The organism is Pseudomonas shiyinii (assembly GCF_056725765.1).
The window spans coordinates 2,557,206-2,570,582 of the sequence record NZ_CM161522.1 but is presented as its reverse complement, the minus strand read 5'-3'; the positions used below and the strand labels follow the sequence as shown (position 1 = coordinate 2,570,582).

The following is a 13,377-nucleotide window of genomic DNA, read 5'->3' as shown; positions in this document are numbered from 1 at the left end:
GGGCCGCAATGCGGCCCCATTCGTTATTTGGGTAGACCACCTGTAGGGCAATGCAGCACCAGCTTCGCCCCACCCAGCTCGCTGGCCCCTACCTCCAGTCGGAACCCATGCAGGTCGACGATCGCCGCGACGATCGACAAGCCCAACCCGAACCCTGGGTGACGATGACCTTCCTCGCTGCGATAGAAGCGCTTCAAAACTGCTGCGCGCTCATCCTCGGGAATGCCCGGCCCGCTGTCCTCGATGGCGATATGCACGCCAGTGGCATCATGGCTGGCGTGGATGCGTACCTGCCCGCCGTCGGGGGTGAACTTGATGCCATTGCCTACCAGGTTCGCCAGTGCCTCGAACAACAGTTCCCGGTCGCCATGCAGGGGCGGTAGCTGCTCCGGTTGCACGAGCGCCAGACGAATGCCGCCATCCTCGGCCAGGGGCAGGTAGAAGTCGTGCAGCTCCACCAGCAAGGCGTGCGGGTCCAGTTCGACGAAGCCCGCGCGTCGCTGGCGATCTTCCAGCTCGCTGATGCGCAGTAGGCCACGGAAGCGCGCCATCAACGTATCGGTTTCGCCGATGGCCTGGTCCAGGGCCTGCGCCTCGGGAGCGTGGTCGCCGCTTTGCTGGCGGATCCGATACAACTGGGCCCGCAGGCGGGTCAGCGGTGTGCGCAGATCGTGGGCGATGTTGTCGCAGACGCCCTTGACCTCGTGCATCAACCGTTCGATGCGATCGAGCATGGCATTGACGATGGCTGCCAGCATGTCCAGCTCGTCACGCCGGGCCGATAGGGGTAGGCGATGGGTGAGATCACCGGCGACGATCAGCTCGGCCTGGGCCTGGATCGCGCGGATGCGCTTGAGTGGCCTGCGGCGTAGCAGGTACCAGCCGGCGAAGCCGGGGATCAGGGTCAGGGAAATGCCCCAGAGCAGGGCATGGAGGATGATCCGGGTGACCACGAACAAGGAGCCGTTGTCACGCACCAGCACCAGCCAGCGTCCGTCCTTGACCTGGATCGCCACCGCATCGCAGCTGTCGCGGGGTACGTGTGGGTCGTCGGCGTCCAGGCAGCGCTTGAGCTCATGCACCTGGCCGTCCAGGCCGAGTTCTGGCGGAATGGCGCGGATCCGGCCGCTGATCGGGTTGAGCTGGGCGTCGAACAGGCCGTAGGCATCGAAGCTGCGCTCCTCGAAGGCCTGGCTTGCGATCAAGGCATCGTCCAGCTGCTTACCGGTCATATGGGCGAACAGATGCTGGCGTTGCAGCATGGAATGGCGGGTGAGCTTGTTCAGGTAGCTGGACACTTCGAAGTACAGCACTCCCATGAGGATGCTGCTCCAGGCCACGAACAGAAAGCTGTACAGTGCCAGCAGGCGGCTGGTCGAAGAACTCCAGCCCTTAGACGGGTTCGGCAATGGCATAGCCGGAGCCCCGCACGGTACGGATGAGCGGGCTCTGGCCGGGCGGGTCGATCTTCTTGCGCAGGCGGCCGATGTGCACATCGATCAGGTTGGTGCCCGGATCGAAGTGATAGCCCCAGACTTCCTCGAAGATCATCATCCGGGTGATCACCTGGCCGGCATGGCGCATCAGGTACTCCAGCAGCTTGTACTCGGTGGGCAGCAGGTTGAGGGTCTGCTCGCCACGGCGGGCCTCGTGGCTGATCAGGTCCAGCTCCAGGTCGGCTACCTGCAGCCGGGTCTGGGTCATGGGCACGCTGTTGCGACGCAGCAGCACCTCGACCCGGGCGGCCATCTCGTCGGAGGCGAAGGGCTTGGTCAGGTAGTCGTCACCCCCGGCACGCAGGCCCCGCACCCGCTCGTCGACATCGGACAGCGCGCTGATCATCAGGATCGGGGTGGCGATCTTCAGGTTGCGCAAGGTGGTGACGATGGTCAGGCCATCGACCTCCGGCAACATACGGTCCAGGGTGATCAGGTCATAGCCACCGCCGATGGCCTTGGACAGGCCCTCACGGCCATTGTCGGCCCAGTCCACCTCCAGGCCATGGCTGGACAGTTCGGCGACGATCTCCTGGGCGGTGACGGCGTCGTCTTCGATGGTCAGTACGCGGGGCATGCTAGTACCTGGGCAGCGATTGGAGACTCGATTGTGCCAAAGAATAGACAACGGCGGATTTAAGAAAAATTCATCTGGCGCCCAGAACGCGATCGCCAAACGGAAACGGGGCATGCCATTGCTGGCATGCCCCGTTTTCCAGGGGATGGCGAAGCCTCAGGCGACCTTGACGATCCAGCCTGCTGGCGCTTCGACGTCACCGCTCTGGATACCGGTCAGCTCGTTGTAGAGCTTCTGGGTAACCGGGCCGACTTTTTCCAGGTCGTGGAACACGTGCAGCTTGCCGTTGTACTCGATACCACCGATCGGCGTGATCACCGCAGCAGTACCGCAGGCACCGGCTTCGATGAAGCGGTCGAGCTTGTTGATCTCGACGTCGCCCTCGACCACTTTCAAGCCCAGGCGCGAGGCAGCCAGTTCCATCAGCGACAGGCGGGTGATACCTGGCAGCACGGAGGCCGACTTCGGCGTGACGAACTCGTTGTCTTTGGTGATGCCGAAGAAGTTGGCCGAGCCGACTTCCTCGATCTTGCTGTGGGTCAGCGGGTCCAGGTAGATGGCGTCGGCGAAGTTGTTCTTCTTGGCCTCGGCGCCTGGCATCAGGCTGGCTGCATAGTTACCACCGACCTTGGCTGCGCCGGTGCCTTGCGGGGCCGCGCGGTCGTAGCTGGAGATCACAAAGTTGTGCGGCTTCATGCCACCTTTGAAGTACGAGCCGACCGGGATGGCGAAGATCGAGAAGATGAACTCGGGGGCGGTGCGCACGCCGATGTTGTCGCCGGTGCCGATCACGAACGGGCGCAGGTACAGGGCACCCTTGCCGTGCGGCGGCACGAAGCGCTCGTTGGCCTTGACCACTTGCTTGCAGGCCTCGATGAACACGTCGGTCGGCACCTGCGGCATCAGCAGGCGGGCGCAGCTGCGCTGCATGCGGGCGGCGTTCTGGTCGGGGCGGAACAGGTTGATCGAACCGTCCTTGCAACGATAGGCCTTCAGGCCTTCGAAGCATTGCTGGCCATAGTGCAGGGCGGTAGAGCCTTCACTGATGTGCAGCACATTGTCTTCGGTCAGGGTGCCTTTGTCCCACTCGCCGTTGCGCCATACGGACAGGTAGCGCTTGTCGGTCTTGATATAGTCGAAGCCCAGCTTGTCCCAGTTAATGCTCTCGTTACTCATGACACCCTCTTGTATTGCCTAGGGCCTGATCGCTCAGGCTGCTTTTATATGCGCACCTCGCCACGATAATACATCCGCCGCGGATCGGAAACGTCCAGTCATGAATTGACGCCAGGTTGTATCGGCTTGGATCTGCAACGCGTTACGCAAAGGGCATGAAAGGTTTCATCAAGGTTCACCTGCAAAGTTGGCCCACTCCCTGCTATATCCCAGCCAGCGAATATTGATCGAATGGTCAGGCCAGCGTCGCTGCATGACGTTGTGCACGACCTTTCCGATGGCCGTGAGGCCCGGTACAGCAAGGGTTACAGGATGTCGTTGGCAGAGCAGGTCGAACAGAACGGGCAGGCGGCTGGCTGGCATGCGCAGTTGCAATTGCGCTTCATCCAGCGTCAGGGCATGACCTGCCTTGGTGCGCGGCGGCACGTCGGTCCTCTTTTGGTGCAGCGCCCGTTTCACCCCGAAGGCGCGCCGTGCCATGTCTATGTGTTGCATCCGCCTGGCGGCATCGTCGCCGGTGACCGGCTGGCACTGGATGTTCACCTCGAACCGGGCAGCCACGCGCTGTTGACCATGCCGGGGGCGAGCAAGTTCTACCGCAGCATCGGCCCGACCGCGCAGCTCGTGCAGCGTTTCCACCTGGCCGCCGGCAGCACCCTGGAATGGCTGCCTCAGGACAGCATCTTCTTCGACGGGGCCAGGGCCCGCCTCGATAGCCGCTTCACCCTCGAACCCGGCGCCCGCTTGCTGGCCTGGGAGACCCTGTGCCTGGGCCGACCGGTGATGGGCGAGCGCTTCGCGCAGGGGGCCCTGGACAGTCGCCTGCATATCGAAATGCCAGACGACATCGGCCTGCACGAGCGGCTGCGTATCGAAGACGGTCGGCTGGAGAAGCTGGGCGGTCATCCCTTGGTCGCCACTTTCTGCGCCGCGCCTGCAACTGGCGCTGTGCTGGAGAAGGCCAGGCAAGTGCTCGAAGGCCTGGGCAATCCGGCCGGCGCAACCTTGCTTGGGCAGCTACTGGTGATTCGTTTGCTCGACCATGACAACCAACACCTGCAACACACCCTGCAGCGCCTCTGGCACATGCTGCGTCCGGCCGTCCTTGGCCTGGCGCCGTGTCCGCCGCGCATCTGGGCCACCTGAGAGAGACGCCATGGAGCTGACCCCGAGAGAGAAAGACAAACTGCTGCTATTCACCGCCGCGCTGTTGGCCGAGCGGCGCCTGGCACGTGGTTTGAGGCTCAACTACCCCGAGGCGGTAGCGCTGATCAGCGCCGCAGTGCTGGAGGGTGCGCGCGATGGGCGCAGTGTGGCCGAGCTGATGAGCCTGGGCCGTGAGGTGCTGCAGCGAGAACAGGTCATGGAAGGCGTGCCTGAGATGCTGCATGACGTGCAGGTCGAGGCGACCTTTCCCGACGGCACCAAGCTGGTGACCGTGCATGACCCCATCGTCTAAGGAGCCGAGCATGATTCCCGGAGAAGTCCAGGTCGTAGAGGGCGACATCGAGCTCAATGTCGGCCGCGAAACCCTCCGCCTCAGCGTGGCCAACCATGGCGACCGGCCGGTGCAGGTCGGCTCGCATTACCACTTTCATGAAGTCAACCCATGCCTGGTCTTCGAGCGTGCGGCGGCATTCGGGTTTCGCCTCGACATCCCCGCTGGCACCGCGGTGCGCTTCGAGCCAGGGCAGGCGCGGACCGTGCAACTGGTGGCCTATGCCGGCAAGCGCGAGGTCTTCGGCTTCCAAGGCAAGGTGATGGGCGCATTGGAGGGCAGGGCATGAGCCGCATTTCCCGGCAAGCCTATGCCGACATGTTCGGCCCTACCGTGGGCGATCGCGTGCGCCTGGCCGATACCGCTTTGTGGGTCGAAGTGGAAAAGGACTTCACGATCTACGGCGAGGAGGTCAAGTTCGGCGGCGGCAAGGTCATCCGCGACGGCATGGGGCAAGGCCAGATGCGCGCCGCCGAAGCCATGGACCTGGTGCTCACCAATGCCCTGATCATCGACCATTGGGGCATCGTCAAGGCCGACATCGGCGTGCGCAGCGGGCGTATCGCCGCCATCGGCAAAGCGGGCAACCCCGACGTGCAGCCCGGTGTCACCGTGCCGATCGGCCCGGGCACGGAAGTGATCGCCGCCGAGGGCAAGATCGTCACCGCAGGCGGCATCGACTCGCATATCCATTTCATCTGCCCGCAGCAGGTGGAGGAAGCATTGACCAGCGGCGTCACCACCTTCATCGGCGGCGGTACCGGGCCGGCCACGGGCACCAATGCCACCACCTGCACCCCCGGGCCCTGGTACCTGGCGCGCATGCTCCAGGCCGCCGACAGCCTGCCGATCAACATCGGCCTGCTGGGCAAGGGCAACGCTTCACGCCCCGAAGCGCTGCGCGAACAGATCGCCGCCGGCGCGGTGGGCCTGAAGCTGCATGAGGACTGGGGCTCCACGCCCGCCGCCATCGATTGCTGCCTGGGCGTGGCCGAGGAGCTGGACATCCAGGTGGCGATCCATACCGACACCCTCAACGAGTCCGGCTGCATCGAAGACACCTTGGCGGCCATCGGCGATCGCACCATCCATACCTTCCACACCGAAGGCGCCGGCGGTGGCCATGCGCCGGACATCATCCGCGCGGCGGGGCAGGCCAACGTGCTGCCGTCGTCCACCAACCCGACCTTGCCCTATACGGTCAACACCGTGGACGAGCATCTGGACATGCTGATGGTCTGCCATCACCTGGACCCGAGCATCGCCGAAGACGTGGCCTTCGCCGAATCGCGCATTCGCCGCGAAACCATCGCCGCAGAGGACATCCTCCACGACCTGGGCGCCTTCGCCATGACCTCGTCCGACTCCCAGGCCATGGGCCGGGTCGGCGAGGTGGTGCTGCGCACCTGGCAGGTGGCCCACCAGATGAAGCTACGCCGCGGGCCTCTGGCACCGGACAGCGGCTACAGCGACAACTTCAGGGTCAAGCGCTACATCGCCAAGTACACCATCAACCCGGCTCGGACCCACGGCATCGCCCATGAAGTGGGCTCGGTGGAAGTGGGCAAGCTGGCGGACCTTGTGCTGTGGTCGCCAGCGTTCTTCGCGGTCAAGCCGGCCCTGGTCATCAAGGGCGGGATGATCGCCACGGCGCCGATGGGCGACATCAACGGTTCGATCCCGACCCCGCAGCCGGTGCATTACCGGCCCATGTTCGGTGCCCTGGGCGCGGCGCGGCATGCCACGCGCATGACCTTTCTGCCACAGCTGGCGATGGACCGTGGGCTGGCCGACGAGCTGGGCCTGCGCAGCCTGATCGGCGTGGCCCACGGCTGCCGGCGGGTGCGCAAGGCCGACATGATCCACAACAGCCTGCAGCCCCATATCGAGGTGGATGCCCAAACCTACCAGGTACGGGCCGATGGGGAGTTGCTGGTGTGCGAACCGGCCCGCGAGCTGCCGCTGGCCCAACGTTATTTCCTGTTCTGAAGGAGTGCCCATGATTGTCCTGACCCGCCGGATCGCCGAGGCCGACACGGTGACCGGTACCGTAACCCTGGATGTGGACCGGCGCATCAAGAGCCGTTTGCGCGTAACCCTGGACGATGGGCGCGAAGCCGGGCTGATGCTCGAGCGCGGCCACCTGCTGCGTGGCGGCGAACTGCTCGCCGATGCCCTAGGTTCGCAGGTGGTGAGGGTCGTGGCGGCCCCCGAGCAGGTGTCCACGGTGCGCTGTGTGGACCCGTTGCTGCTGGCCCGTGCTGCCTATCACCTGGGCAATCGCCACGTGCCGCTGCAGATCGAGCCGGGCCTGTTGCGCTACCAGCACGACCCGGTGCTGGACGACATGCTGTACGGCCTGGGCCTGGCCGTGATCACCGAAGAGGCGCCGTTCGAACCTGAAGCGGGCGCCTACCAAAGTACCCCCCACACCCACGGGCATCCGTTCGTGCGCTTGCCTGCCCATTCCTGACCTCAAGGCGTTTTCGATGAAAAAGATTTTCACCCTGGTTCTTCTGCTGGTGGCGCTACCGGCGGTCGCCCACCCAGGCCATGACGGCAATCCCCTGCAAGATGGCCTGCTGCATCCGCTGACCGGTCTCGATCACCTGCTCATGCTGCTGGGCACCGGCGTACTGGCGGCCTTGACCCGGCGCAGCCTGAGCTTGCCGCTGGCCACCCTGGCGGCGATGTTCACGGGCGCTGTGTGCGGGCATTTCTTCGGTGATGTGGTGGGCATGGAGACGATGATCGCCGTGTCCCTGTTGGTGGCCGCCGGCGCCGTGTTGCTGCCCAGCCGCCAGTTGATGTTGGCGCTCGCCATGCCGTTGTTCGCCCTGTTCCATGGCTGGGCCCATGGCGTGGAAGCGACGCCAAGCGCTTTCTGGCTGTTCAGTGCCGGCTTCGTCACGGTCAGCGGCTTGCTGTTGCTGGCTGGTTTCGCGGTGGGGTGCCTGTTGCGCCGCCATCAACGGCTGCAGAAAGCCTTCGGTGGCGGCCTGCTGGCTGGTGCGGCCTTGGTGCTGGCCGGCTGATGAAGAACGATATGGCGCTGTTGCGCCTGCTGCAACTGGCGAGCCCCGGCCTGCCGGTGGGCGGCTTCACCTATTCCCAAGGCCTGGAATGGGCTGTGGAGGCCGGCTGGGTGCACGATGTCGCGAGCTTCTACGCCTGGCAACGCGAGCAGTTGCACGACACCCTCGGTTTTCTCGATTGGCCGGTGCTGGCACGGCTCTACCAGGCTTGCCTGGACGATGATGCCGAATGCTTCGACCACTGGAGCCGCTTCCTGCTGGCCAATCGGGAAACCGCCGAGCTACGGCTGGAAGAGCAGCAGCGTGGCAGCGCGTTGGCGCGCATGCTCGACGGTTGGCAGCTGGGCCAGGCACCGGTCTGGCGTGCAAGCCTTGAGCGCTGTCAGTTGGGCGGCATGGCCTGGCTTGGCGCGCATTGGGCGATCCCACTGCGCCAGTTGGCCCTGGGCCATGGCTATGCCTGGCTGGAAGGGGCGGTGATGGCGGGCGTCAAGCTGGTGCCGTTCGGCCAGCAAGCCGCCCAGACGCTCCTGCGGGACCTGGGCGAGGCGCTACCTGCCGTACTCGAAGACGCCCTGGCCCTTGATGACGAGCAGCTCGGCGGCGGCCTGCCGCTGCTGGCGATCGCCTCGTCACGCCACGAAACCCAATACACCCGTTTGTTCCGATCCTGAGGACTGCCTTGATGCAACACTACCAGCAACCCCTGCGCGTCGGTGTCGGCGGCCCCGTCGGCTCCGGCAAGACTGCACTGCTCGAAGCCCTGTGCAAGGCCATGCGCGATCGCTACCAGATCGCCGTGGTGACCAACGACATCTACACCAAGGAGGACCAGCGCATCCTCACCGAGGCCGGCGCCCTGGAGCCCGAGCGCATCGTCGGTGTGGAGACCGGCGGCTGCCCGCATACCGCCATTCGCGAAGATGCCTCGATGAACCTCGCTGCCGTGGAAGCGCTGGCACGGAAGTTCGGCAACCTCGAGGTGATCTTCGTGGAGAGCGGCGGCGACAACCTGAGTGCGACATTCAGCCCGGAGCTGGCAGACCTGACCATCTATGTGATCGATGTGGCCGAGGGCGAGAAGATCCCGCGCAAGGGTGGGCCTGGCATCACCAAATCGGATTTCCTGGTGATCAACAAGACGGACCTGGCCCCCTATGTCGGCGCTTCGCTCGAGGTCATGGCCAGTGACACCCGACGTATGCGGCCGGAGCGGCCCTGGACCTTCAGCAACCTCAAGCAGGGCGAAGGGGTGCAGACGGTGATCGATTTCATCGTCGAACGTGGGATGCTGGGCGTCAGGCACTGAGTGCCCTCGGGTGCACGTCAAAGCCCTTTGCGTGCATCCGTCGGGTGGCCTTGTAGCGAGCCTTCGAGCTTGAGGGTCGTCCCGTCGGCCAGGGTCAGGACCAGATCCTCGATGGTCCCGGCCAGGCGATCCGGGAAGATCGGCTGACCGTCGGGGTCGACATCGTCGTAATAGAACCGCGTGCCCTCAAGCCAACCGAGGGCGGTCTGCAGGTCGGGGCCGAGGTAGTACTTGCCGTCGAGGAAGAAGCCGGTGAACTGCCAGGTACGCTCTTCGTTATCCACTGTATAGCGTTCGCCAGGTTGCATGCCGGTTTTGGGATCGAGCATTCGATGAGCCTCCGAGGGTGGTAGGTACTGGGTAGAAAACACCCCCTGCGCAGAGGTTCCTTACAAAAGACGGAAGTGTTTCTGACTGTGGCGCGATGGAATCGCTGGCAGCCTGCGCAGTCCCACCTGATAGGTGGGCATGTATGAAGCCCGATATCCCTCGCCATGGAGAAATGTCATGAAAGCAGTGGTAATGACCGCATTGCTGGCCACCGCCGGCCTCGCCCAGGCCGCCCAGACGGTGGAATTGAAACTGGCCGGCCCGGATGGCCCGGGCAAGCCGATCGGCACGGTCACCCTCGAACAGGGCAAGTACGGCACCTTGCTCACCCCGAACCTCAAGGACCTGCCACCCGGTGTGCACGGTTTCCATTTGCACCAGCGCCCCTCGTGCGACCCTGCCGAGGAAAACGGCAAGCCAGTGCCGGCCGGTGCCGCAGGCGGGCATTGGGACCCGGATGCGACCAATGCGCACAAGGGCCCCTATGACGACAGCGGCCACCGCGGCGACCTGCCGGCGCTGTATGTCGGCGCCGACGGCAAGGCCATGACGCCGGTATTGGCGCCCCGGCTCAAGGCCGAGGATTTCAAGGGCCATGCCCTGATGGTGCATGCCGGCGGCGACAACCACAGCGATCACCCCGAGAAGCTGGGCGGCGGTGGCGCCCGGGTTGCCTGCGGGGTCGTTCAGTAGGGGGGCTGCAGGGCCTGTAGGAGCGGGCTTGTCCCGCGATCAAGGGCGACGCCCTTGCCATGCAAGCGCGGTAACCGGGCCGGCCAATCGCGGGGCAAGCCCGCTCCTACAGGCTCCATGGAAAATATGCTCAAGCCATAGGCAAATCCTTGGCCACCGAAGCGCCGGCCAGCCCGGCGCTAAGGTATGGTGGCAGGAAAAATCCCGCGCGCCGCCCACGGCGCCAGAGAGGTGCCTGTGGCTTCCTATACCTTGCGTCAACTCAAGTACTTCGTCACCACCGTGGAAGCGGGCAGTGTCGCCGAGGCGTCACGCCAGCTGTACATCGCCCAGCCGTCCATCTCCACGGCCATCAAGAGCCTGGAAGAAAGCTTCGGTGTGCAATTGTTCATCCGTCACCATGCCCAGGGCGTGTCGTTGACACCCAGCGGCAAGCGCTTCTATGCCAAGACCAAGGCCCTGCTGCAGATGACCCATGAATTCGAGCAGAACGCCCTGGCCGACAACGACACCGTGGCCGGGCAGATCGACATCGGGTGTTTCGAGACCGTGGCGCCGTTGTACCTGCCCAGGTTGATCGCCGGCTTTCGCGAGCGCTACCCAGGCGTGGATATCCGTTTGCGCGATGGTGAGCAGCAGGACCTGATCCAAGGGTTGACTGCCGGTACCTTCGACCTGGCATTGCTCTACGACCATGACCTCGATGGCACCATCGAGGCCGAGCCACTGATGGCGCCGCAGAAGCCCTACGTATTGCTGCCGGAGAAACACCGCTTCGCCGGCCAGGCCCAGGTGTCCCTGCGTGACTTGTGTCCGGAGCCGATGATCTTGCTCGACGTGGCGCCGAGCCGAACCTATTTCGTCAGCCTGTTCAACGAGATGGGCCTGACACCGAACATCGTCTTCAGCTCGCCGTCGATCGAGATGGTGCGGGGGATGGTGGGGCAGGGGTTCGGTTTTTCGCTGTTGGTGACCCGGCCGCATTCGCCATACACCTACGATGGCCAGCGCTTGGTGACCGTGGATATCGCCGAGCCGGTGGCATTGTCGGGGCTCGCGGCGGCGCGGCTGAAGCGCGTGCAACTGACCAAGCCGGCGCAGTTGTTCGTGGAGTTCTGCCGGGAGCAGTTGGAGCAGCTATAAGAACATCGCGGGACAAGCCCGGGCCCACATCCTTGTACCGGGCTTGCCCCGCGATTGGGCCGCAGGGCGGCCCTTGTCGCATCACACCTGATCAGGCACCACGGCGATCACATCGATTTCCATCAACCATTCAGCCTGTGCCAACCCCGCCACCACCAACCCGGTGGAAATCGGGAACACGCCCTTGAGCCACTTGCCGACTTCCTGGTACACCGGCTCACGAAAGCGTGGGTCGGTGATGTAGGTGGTGGTCTTGACGATGTGCGACAAGTCCGAGCCTGCTTCTTCAAGCAACTGCTTGACGTTCTTCATCGCCTGTTCGGCCTGGGCCCGGGGGTCGCCCAGGCCTACCAGACGCCCTTCGAAATCGGTGCCGACCTGTCCCCGAACATAGACGGTGTTGCCGGCGCGTACCGCCTGGCAGAGGTCATTGTCCAGCGTCTGGTTGGGGTAGGTCGCCTTGGTGTTGAACATGCGGATACGGGTATGGGTAGGCATCAGAGTGCTCCGAAGGTGCTGACTTTCTTGATCGAGGAAGGCGTCTGTTCGGCATCCGCTTCGCGCTGCCGGCGATCGCGGTAGGCCTGGTAGGTCCGTTGGGTGGCGATGTGGCCGGCCACATGCTTGGCGTCGTGCCACACACCCCAGATGAACGATGAGCCGCGACGTGACAGCCAGGGCAGGCCGAGGAAGTACACGCCAGGTTCGCGGGATACCCCGCGTTGGTGCTGTGGCTTGCCGTTGGCGTCGAAGGTGTCGACCTGCAGCCAGCTGAAGTCCACGCCATAGCCGGTGGCCCAGATGACGGTGCTCACGCCTGCCTTGGCCAGGTCCAGGTCACGCAGCGGGTTGGTGATGCAGTCGGGGTCCGGCAGGCGCTTGCGGGCCTCGGGCTCCTCCGGCAGGTCCAGGCCGTTGCGCTCGACGTAGGCATCGGCCGCGTCCAACAAGGTCAGGTAGTTTTCGTCGCCACGACGGATGTTGTCGGCCAGATCGGCCTGGAAGCGCACCACGCCGTTGTCGAACGACTGGGTCAGGCCGACCAGGGTCATGCCCTGGTGGGCCAGGGCGCGGAAGTCCACGGTATGCCCGCCGCGGGCACCACTGACGGCAATGGTCACGTGTTCACGGCCGGGCTTGGCGATCTCGGCGTCCCATTCACCGAGCACACCCAGCCACCAGCAGAAATCGCGGTTGCGGTAGCTGCGCGGTGGCCGGTCATGGGCACCCACCGACAAATACACCTGGCGCCCGGCGCGCATCAGCTCTTCGGCGATCTGCACCCCGGAAGAGCCCGCGCCAACCACCAGCACGGCGCCCTCGGGCAGTTGCGCGGGGTTGTAGTAGGCGGCGGAGTGGATCTGGTGCAGGCGTTCGTCCTTCGGCGCGATGGCTGGGATCACCGGACGTTGGAACGGCCCGGTGGCGGCTACCACGCGGTTGGCGCGGACCACCCCTTCACTGGTTTCGATGGTGAAGCCCGGGCGATCGGTGTTGCGTACCACGCGCTTCACGTCGACGCCGGTGCGCACGGGCAGGTTGTACGTGCGGACATAGGTCTCGAAATAATCGGCGACCTGGTCCTTGCCGGCGAAGGCGTCCGGGTCCAGGTCGAATTCAAGGCCGGGGAAGCGGTCGTGCCAGACGGGGCCGTTGGCCACCAGCGAATCCCAGCGCCCGGTGCGCCAGGCTTCGGCGATGCGCTTGCGTTCGAGCACCAGGTGCGGCACGCCGAGTTTGCTCAGGTGTTCGCTCATGGCCACACCGGCCTGGCCGGCGCCGACCACGAGGGTGTCGATTTCAAGAGTGTTCAATGTCATGTCAAAGCCCTTCTTCGAAGGCGGTTTTATTCAGGTCGGTGGGGTACCGCCTTTGCCTGGGGCCAGACTAGGGACGCCGCTTGGATCGCGAAAATATTATTTAGCTAATGCTTGCCCATAAATTAACGAAGGCCTTGACCTGCGGGACTTTAAGGTGTGTTCAGAGGCTTTGGGGGTGCGCATTTCCTCTGTTTTATTGACGTAGTTTTTTGCTTGCCAAGTCCTAGGAAAAAGTTGGTTTCGTGGGCCGTTGGCTTTTGCCCAGAATGCATTTACCCGCGCGAAAAGCTGTTGTTTGGC

General features: G+C 64.3%; 14 protein-coding genes and 2 pseudogenes. 10 read left to right on the top strand and 6 right to left on the bottom strand.

From position 1 onward, the window contains the following. Positions 1 to 23: 23 nt before the first annotated feature. From ACXHGZ_RS11655 to ACXHGZ_RS11645, 3 genes are all read right to left on the bottom strand, one after another. The gene (locus ACXHGZ_RS11655) at positions 24 to 1,415 is read right to left on the bottom strand and encodes a sensor histidine kinase (protein ID WP_084856896.1); all 1,392 of its coding nucleotides are present in this window, start codon (positions 1,413 to 1,415) and stop codon (positions 24 to 26) included. Next, the gene (locus tag ACXHGZ_RS11650) at positions 1,393 to 2,073 is read right to left on the bottom strand and encodes a response regulator transcription factor (protein ID WP_084856898.1); all 681 of its coding nucleotides are present in this window, start codon (positions 2,071 to 2,073) and stop codon (positions 1,393 to 1,395) included. Before ACXHGZ_RS11650 ends, ACXHGZ_RS11655 begins: the two co-directional genes overlap by 23 nt. Before the next feature lie 156 nt (positions 2,074 to 2,229). Next, the gene (locus ACXHGZ_RS11645; protein WP_084856899.1) at positions 2,230 to 3,249 is read right to left on the bottom strand and encodes a branched-chain amino acid aminotransferase; all 1,020 of its coding nucleotides are present in this window, start codon (positions 3,247 to 3,249) and stop codon (positions 2,230 to 2,232) included. Between the two features lie 312 nt (positions 3,250 to 3,561). Here ACXHGZ_RS11645 and ACXHGZ_RS11640 point away from each other — a divergent pair, with 312 nt between their 5' ends. Genes ACXHGZ_RS11640 through ureG form a run of 8 tightly spaced genes read left to right on the top strand, consistent with a single transcriptional unit; the run spans position 3,562 to position 9,091 of the window. Beyond that, complete coding sequence (locus tag ACXHGZ_RS11640) at positions 3,562 to 4,395, top strand: urease accessory protein UreD (RefSeq protein WP_480463976.1); 834 nt, start codon at positions 3,562 to 3,564, stop codon at positions 4,393 to 4,395. Positions 4,396 to 4,405: 10 nt separating this feature from the next. Continuing rightward, positions 4,406 to 4,708 (top strand): urease subunit gamma, encoded by a 303-nt coding sequence (locus ACXHGZ_RS11635; protein ID WP_084856901.1) that lies wholly within the window; start codon positions 4,406 to 4,408, stop codon positions 4,706 to 4,708. 10 nt (positions 4,709 to 4,718) lie between these two features. Beyond that, positions 4,719 to 5,036 (top strand): urease subunit beta, encoded by a 318-nt coding sequence (locus tag ACXHGZ_RS11630; protein ID WP_480463974.1) that lies wholly within the window; start codon positions 4,719 to 4,721, stop codon positions 5,034 to 5,036. Continuing rightward, positions 5,033 to 6,736 (top strand): urease subunit alpha, encoded by a 1,704-nt coding sequence (ureC, locus tag ACXHGZ_RS11625; RefSeq protein WP_480463972.1) that lies wholly within the window; start codon positions 5,033 to 5,035, stop codon positions 6,734 to 6,736. The genes ACXHGZ_RS11630 and ureC overlap by 4 nt, the downstream gene beginning before the upstream one ends. Before the next feature lie 10 nt (positions 6,737 to 6,746). Continuing rightward, a complete protein-coding gene (gene ureE, locus ACXHGZ_RS11620; RefSeq protein ID WP_480463970.1) occupies positions 6,747 to 7,220 on the top strand; it encodes an urease accessory protein UreE in 474 nt (157 codons plus the stop codon). Positions 7,221 to 7,236: 16 nt separating this feature from the next. Next, positions 7,237 to 7,782, top strand: coding sequence for a HupE/UreJ family protein (locus ACXHGZ_RS11615; RefSeq protein ID WP_368829575.1), 546 nt, complete (start codon positions 7,237 to 7,239; stop codon positions 7,780 to 7,782). Next, positions 7,782 to 8,456, top strand: coding sequence for an urease accessory protein UreF (locus ACXHGZ_RS11610; RefSeq protein ID WP_480463968.1), 675 nt, complete (start codon positions 7,782 to 7,784; stop codon positions 8,454 to 8,456). Before ACXHGZ_RS11615 ends, ACXHGZ_RS11610 begins: the two co-directional genes overlap by 1 nt. A gap of 11 nt (positions 8,457 to 8,467) precedes the next feature. Beyond that, positions 8,468 to 9,091 (top strand): urease accessory protein UreG, encoded by a 624-nt coding sequence (ureG, locus tag ACXHGZ_RS11605; protein WP_368829577.1) that lies wholly within the window; start codon positions 8,468 to 8,470, stop codon positions 9,089 to 9,091. A 65-nt stretch (positions 9,092 to 9,156) separates the two neighbouring features. Here ureG and ACXHGZ_RS11600 read toward each other — a convergent pair. Then, positions 9,157 to 9,420: pseudogene (locus tag ACXHGZ_RS11600) on the bottom strand (short chain dehydrogenase); the annotation flags it as partial. Positions 9,421 to 9,598: 178 nt separating this feature from the next. Between ACXHGZ_RS11600 and sodC the strand changes: the two are divergent. After that, positions 9,599 to 10,114, top strand: a complete 516-nt coding sequence (sodC, locus tag ACXHGZ_RS11595) for a superoxide dismutase [Cu-Zn] SodC (RefSeq protein WP_480463966.1) — start codon at positions 9,599 to 9,601, stop codon at positions 10,112 to 10,114. Between the two features lie 237 nt (positions 10,115 to 10,351). Next, on the top strand, positions 10,352 to 11,257 hold the full coding sequence (locus tag ACXHGZ_RS11590; RefSeq protein WP_084856998.1) for a LysR family transcriptional regulator: 906 nt from the start codon (positions 10,352 to 10,354) through the stop codon (positions 11,255 to 11,257). Between the two features lie 81 nt (positions 11,258 to 11,338). Here ACXHGZ_RS11590 and ACXHGZ_RS11585 read toward each other — a convergent pair whose 3' ends face one another. Both ACXHGZ_RS11585 and ACXHGZ_RS11580 read right to left on the bottom strand, forming a co-directional pair. Next, entirely contained in the window at positions 11,339 to 11,755 is a 417-nt protein-coding gene (locus tag ACXHGZ_RS11585) for a RidA family protein (protein ID WP_480463964.1), read from the bottom strand. Continuing rightward, a pseudogene (locus ACXHGZ_RS11580) lies at positions 11,755 to 13,111 on the bottom strand (flavin-containing monooxygenase). The gene ACXHGZ_RS11585 and the pseudogene ACXHGZ_RS11580 overlap by 1 nt, the downstream one beginning before the upstream one ends. Between the last annotated feature and the right edge of the window lie 266 nt (positions 13,112 to 13,377).

Excerpts from the sequence above, each read along its gene's own strand:
- ACXHGZ_RS11655 (WP_084856896.1), bottom strand. The coding sequence starts at position 1,415 with ATGCCATTGCCGAACCCGTCTAAGGGCTGGAGTTCTTCGACCAGCCGC.
- ACXHGZ_RS11650 (WP_084856898.1), bottom strand. The coding sequence starts at position 2,073 with ATGCCCCGCGTACTGACCATCGAAGACGACGCCGTCACCGCCCAGGAG.
- ACXHGZ_RS11645 (WP_084856899.1), bottom strand. The coding sequence starts at position 3,249 with ATGAGTAACGAGAGCATTAACTGGGACAAGCTGGGCTTCGACTATATC.
- ACXHGZ_RS11640 (WP_480463976.1), top strand. The coding sequence starts at position 3,562 with ATGTCGTTGGCAGAGCAGGTCGAACAGAACGGGCAGGCGGCTGGCTGG.
- ACXHGZ_RS11635 (WP_084856901.1), top strand. The coding sequence starts at position 4,406 with ATGGAGCTGACCCCGAGAGAGAAAGACAAACTGCTGCTATTCACCGCC.
- ACXHGZ_RS11630 (WP_480463974.1), top strand. The coding sequence starts at position 4,719 with ATGATTCCCGGAGAAGTCCAGGTCGTAGAGGGCGACATCGAGCTCAAT.
- ureC (WP_480463972.1), top strand. The coding sequence starts at position 5,033 with ATGAGCCGCATTTCCCGGCAAGCCTATGCCGACATGTTCGGCCCTACC.
- ureE (WP_480463970.1), top strand. The coding sequence starts at position 6,747 with ATGATTGTCCTGACCCGCCGGATCGCCGAGGCCGACACGGTGACCGGT.
- ACXHGZ_RS11615 (WP_368829575.1), top strand. The coding sequence starts at position 7,237 with ATGAAAAAGATTTTCACCCTGGTTCTTCTGCTGGTGGCGCTACCGGCG.
- ACXHGZ_RS11610 (WP_480463968.1), top strand. The coding sequence starts at position 7,782 with ATGAAGAACGATATGGCGCTGTTGCGCCTGCTGCAACTGGCGAGCCCC.
- ureG (WP_368829577.1), top strand. The coding sequence starts at position 8,468 with ATGCAACACTACCAGCAACCCCTGCGCGTCGGTGTCGGCGGCCCCGTC.
- sodC (WP_480463966.1), top strand. The coding sequence starts at position 9,599 with ATGAAAGCAGTGGTAATGACCGCATTGCTGGCCACCGCCGGCCTCGCC.
- ACXHGZ_RS11585 (WP_480463964.1), bottom strand. The coding sequence starts at position 11,755 with ATGCCTACCCATACCCGTATCCGCATGTTCAACACCAAGGCGACCTAC.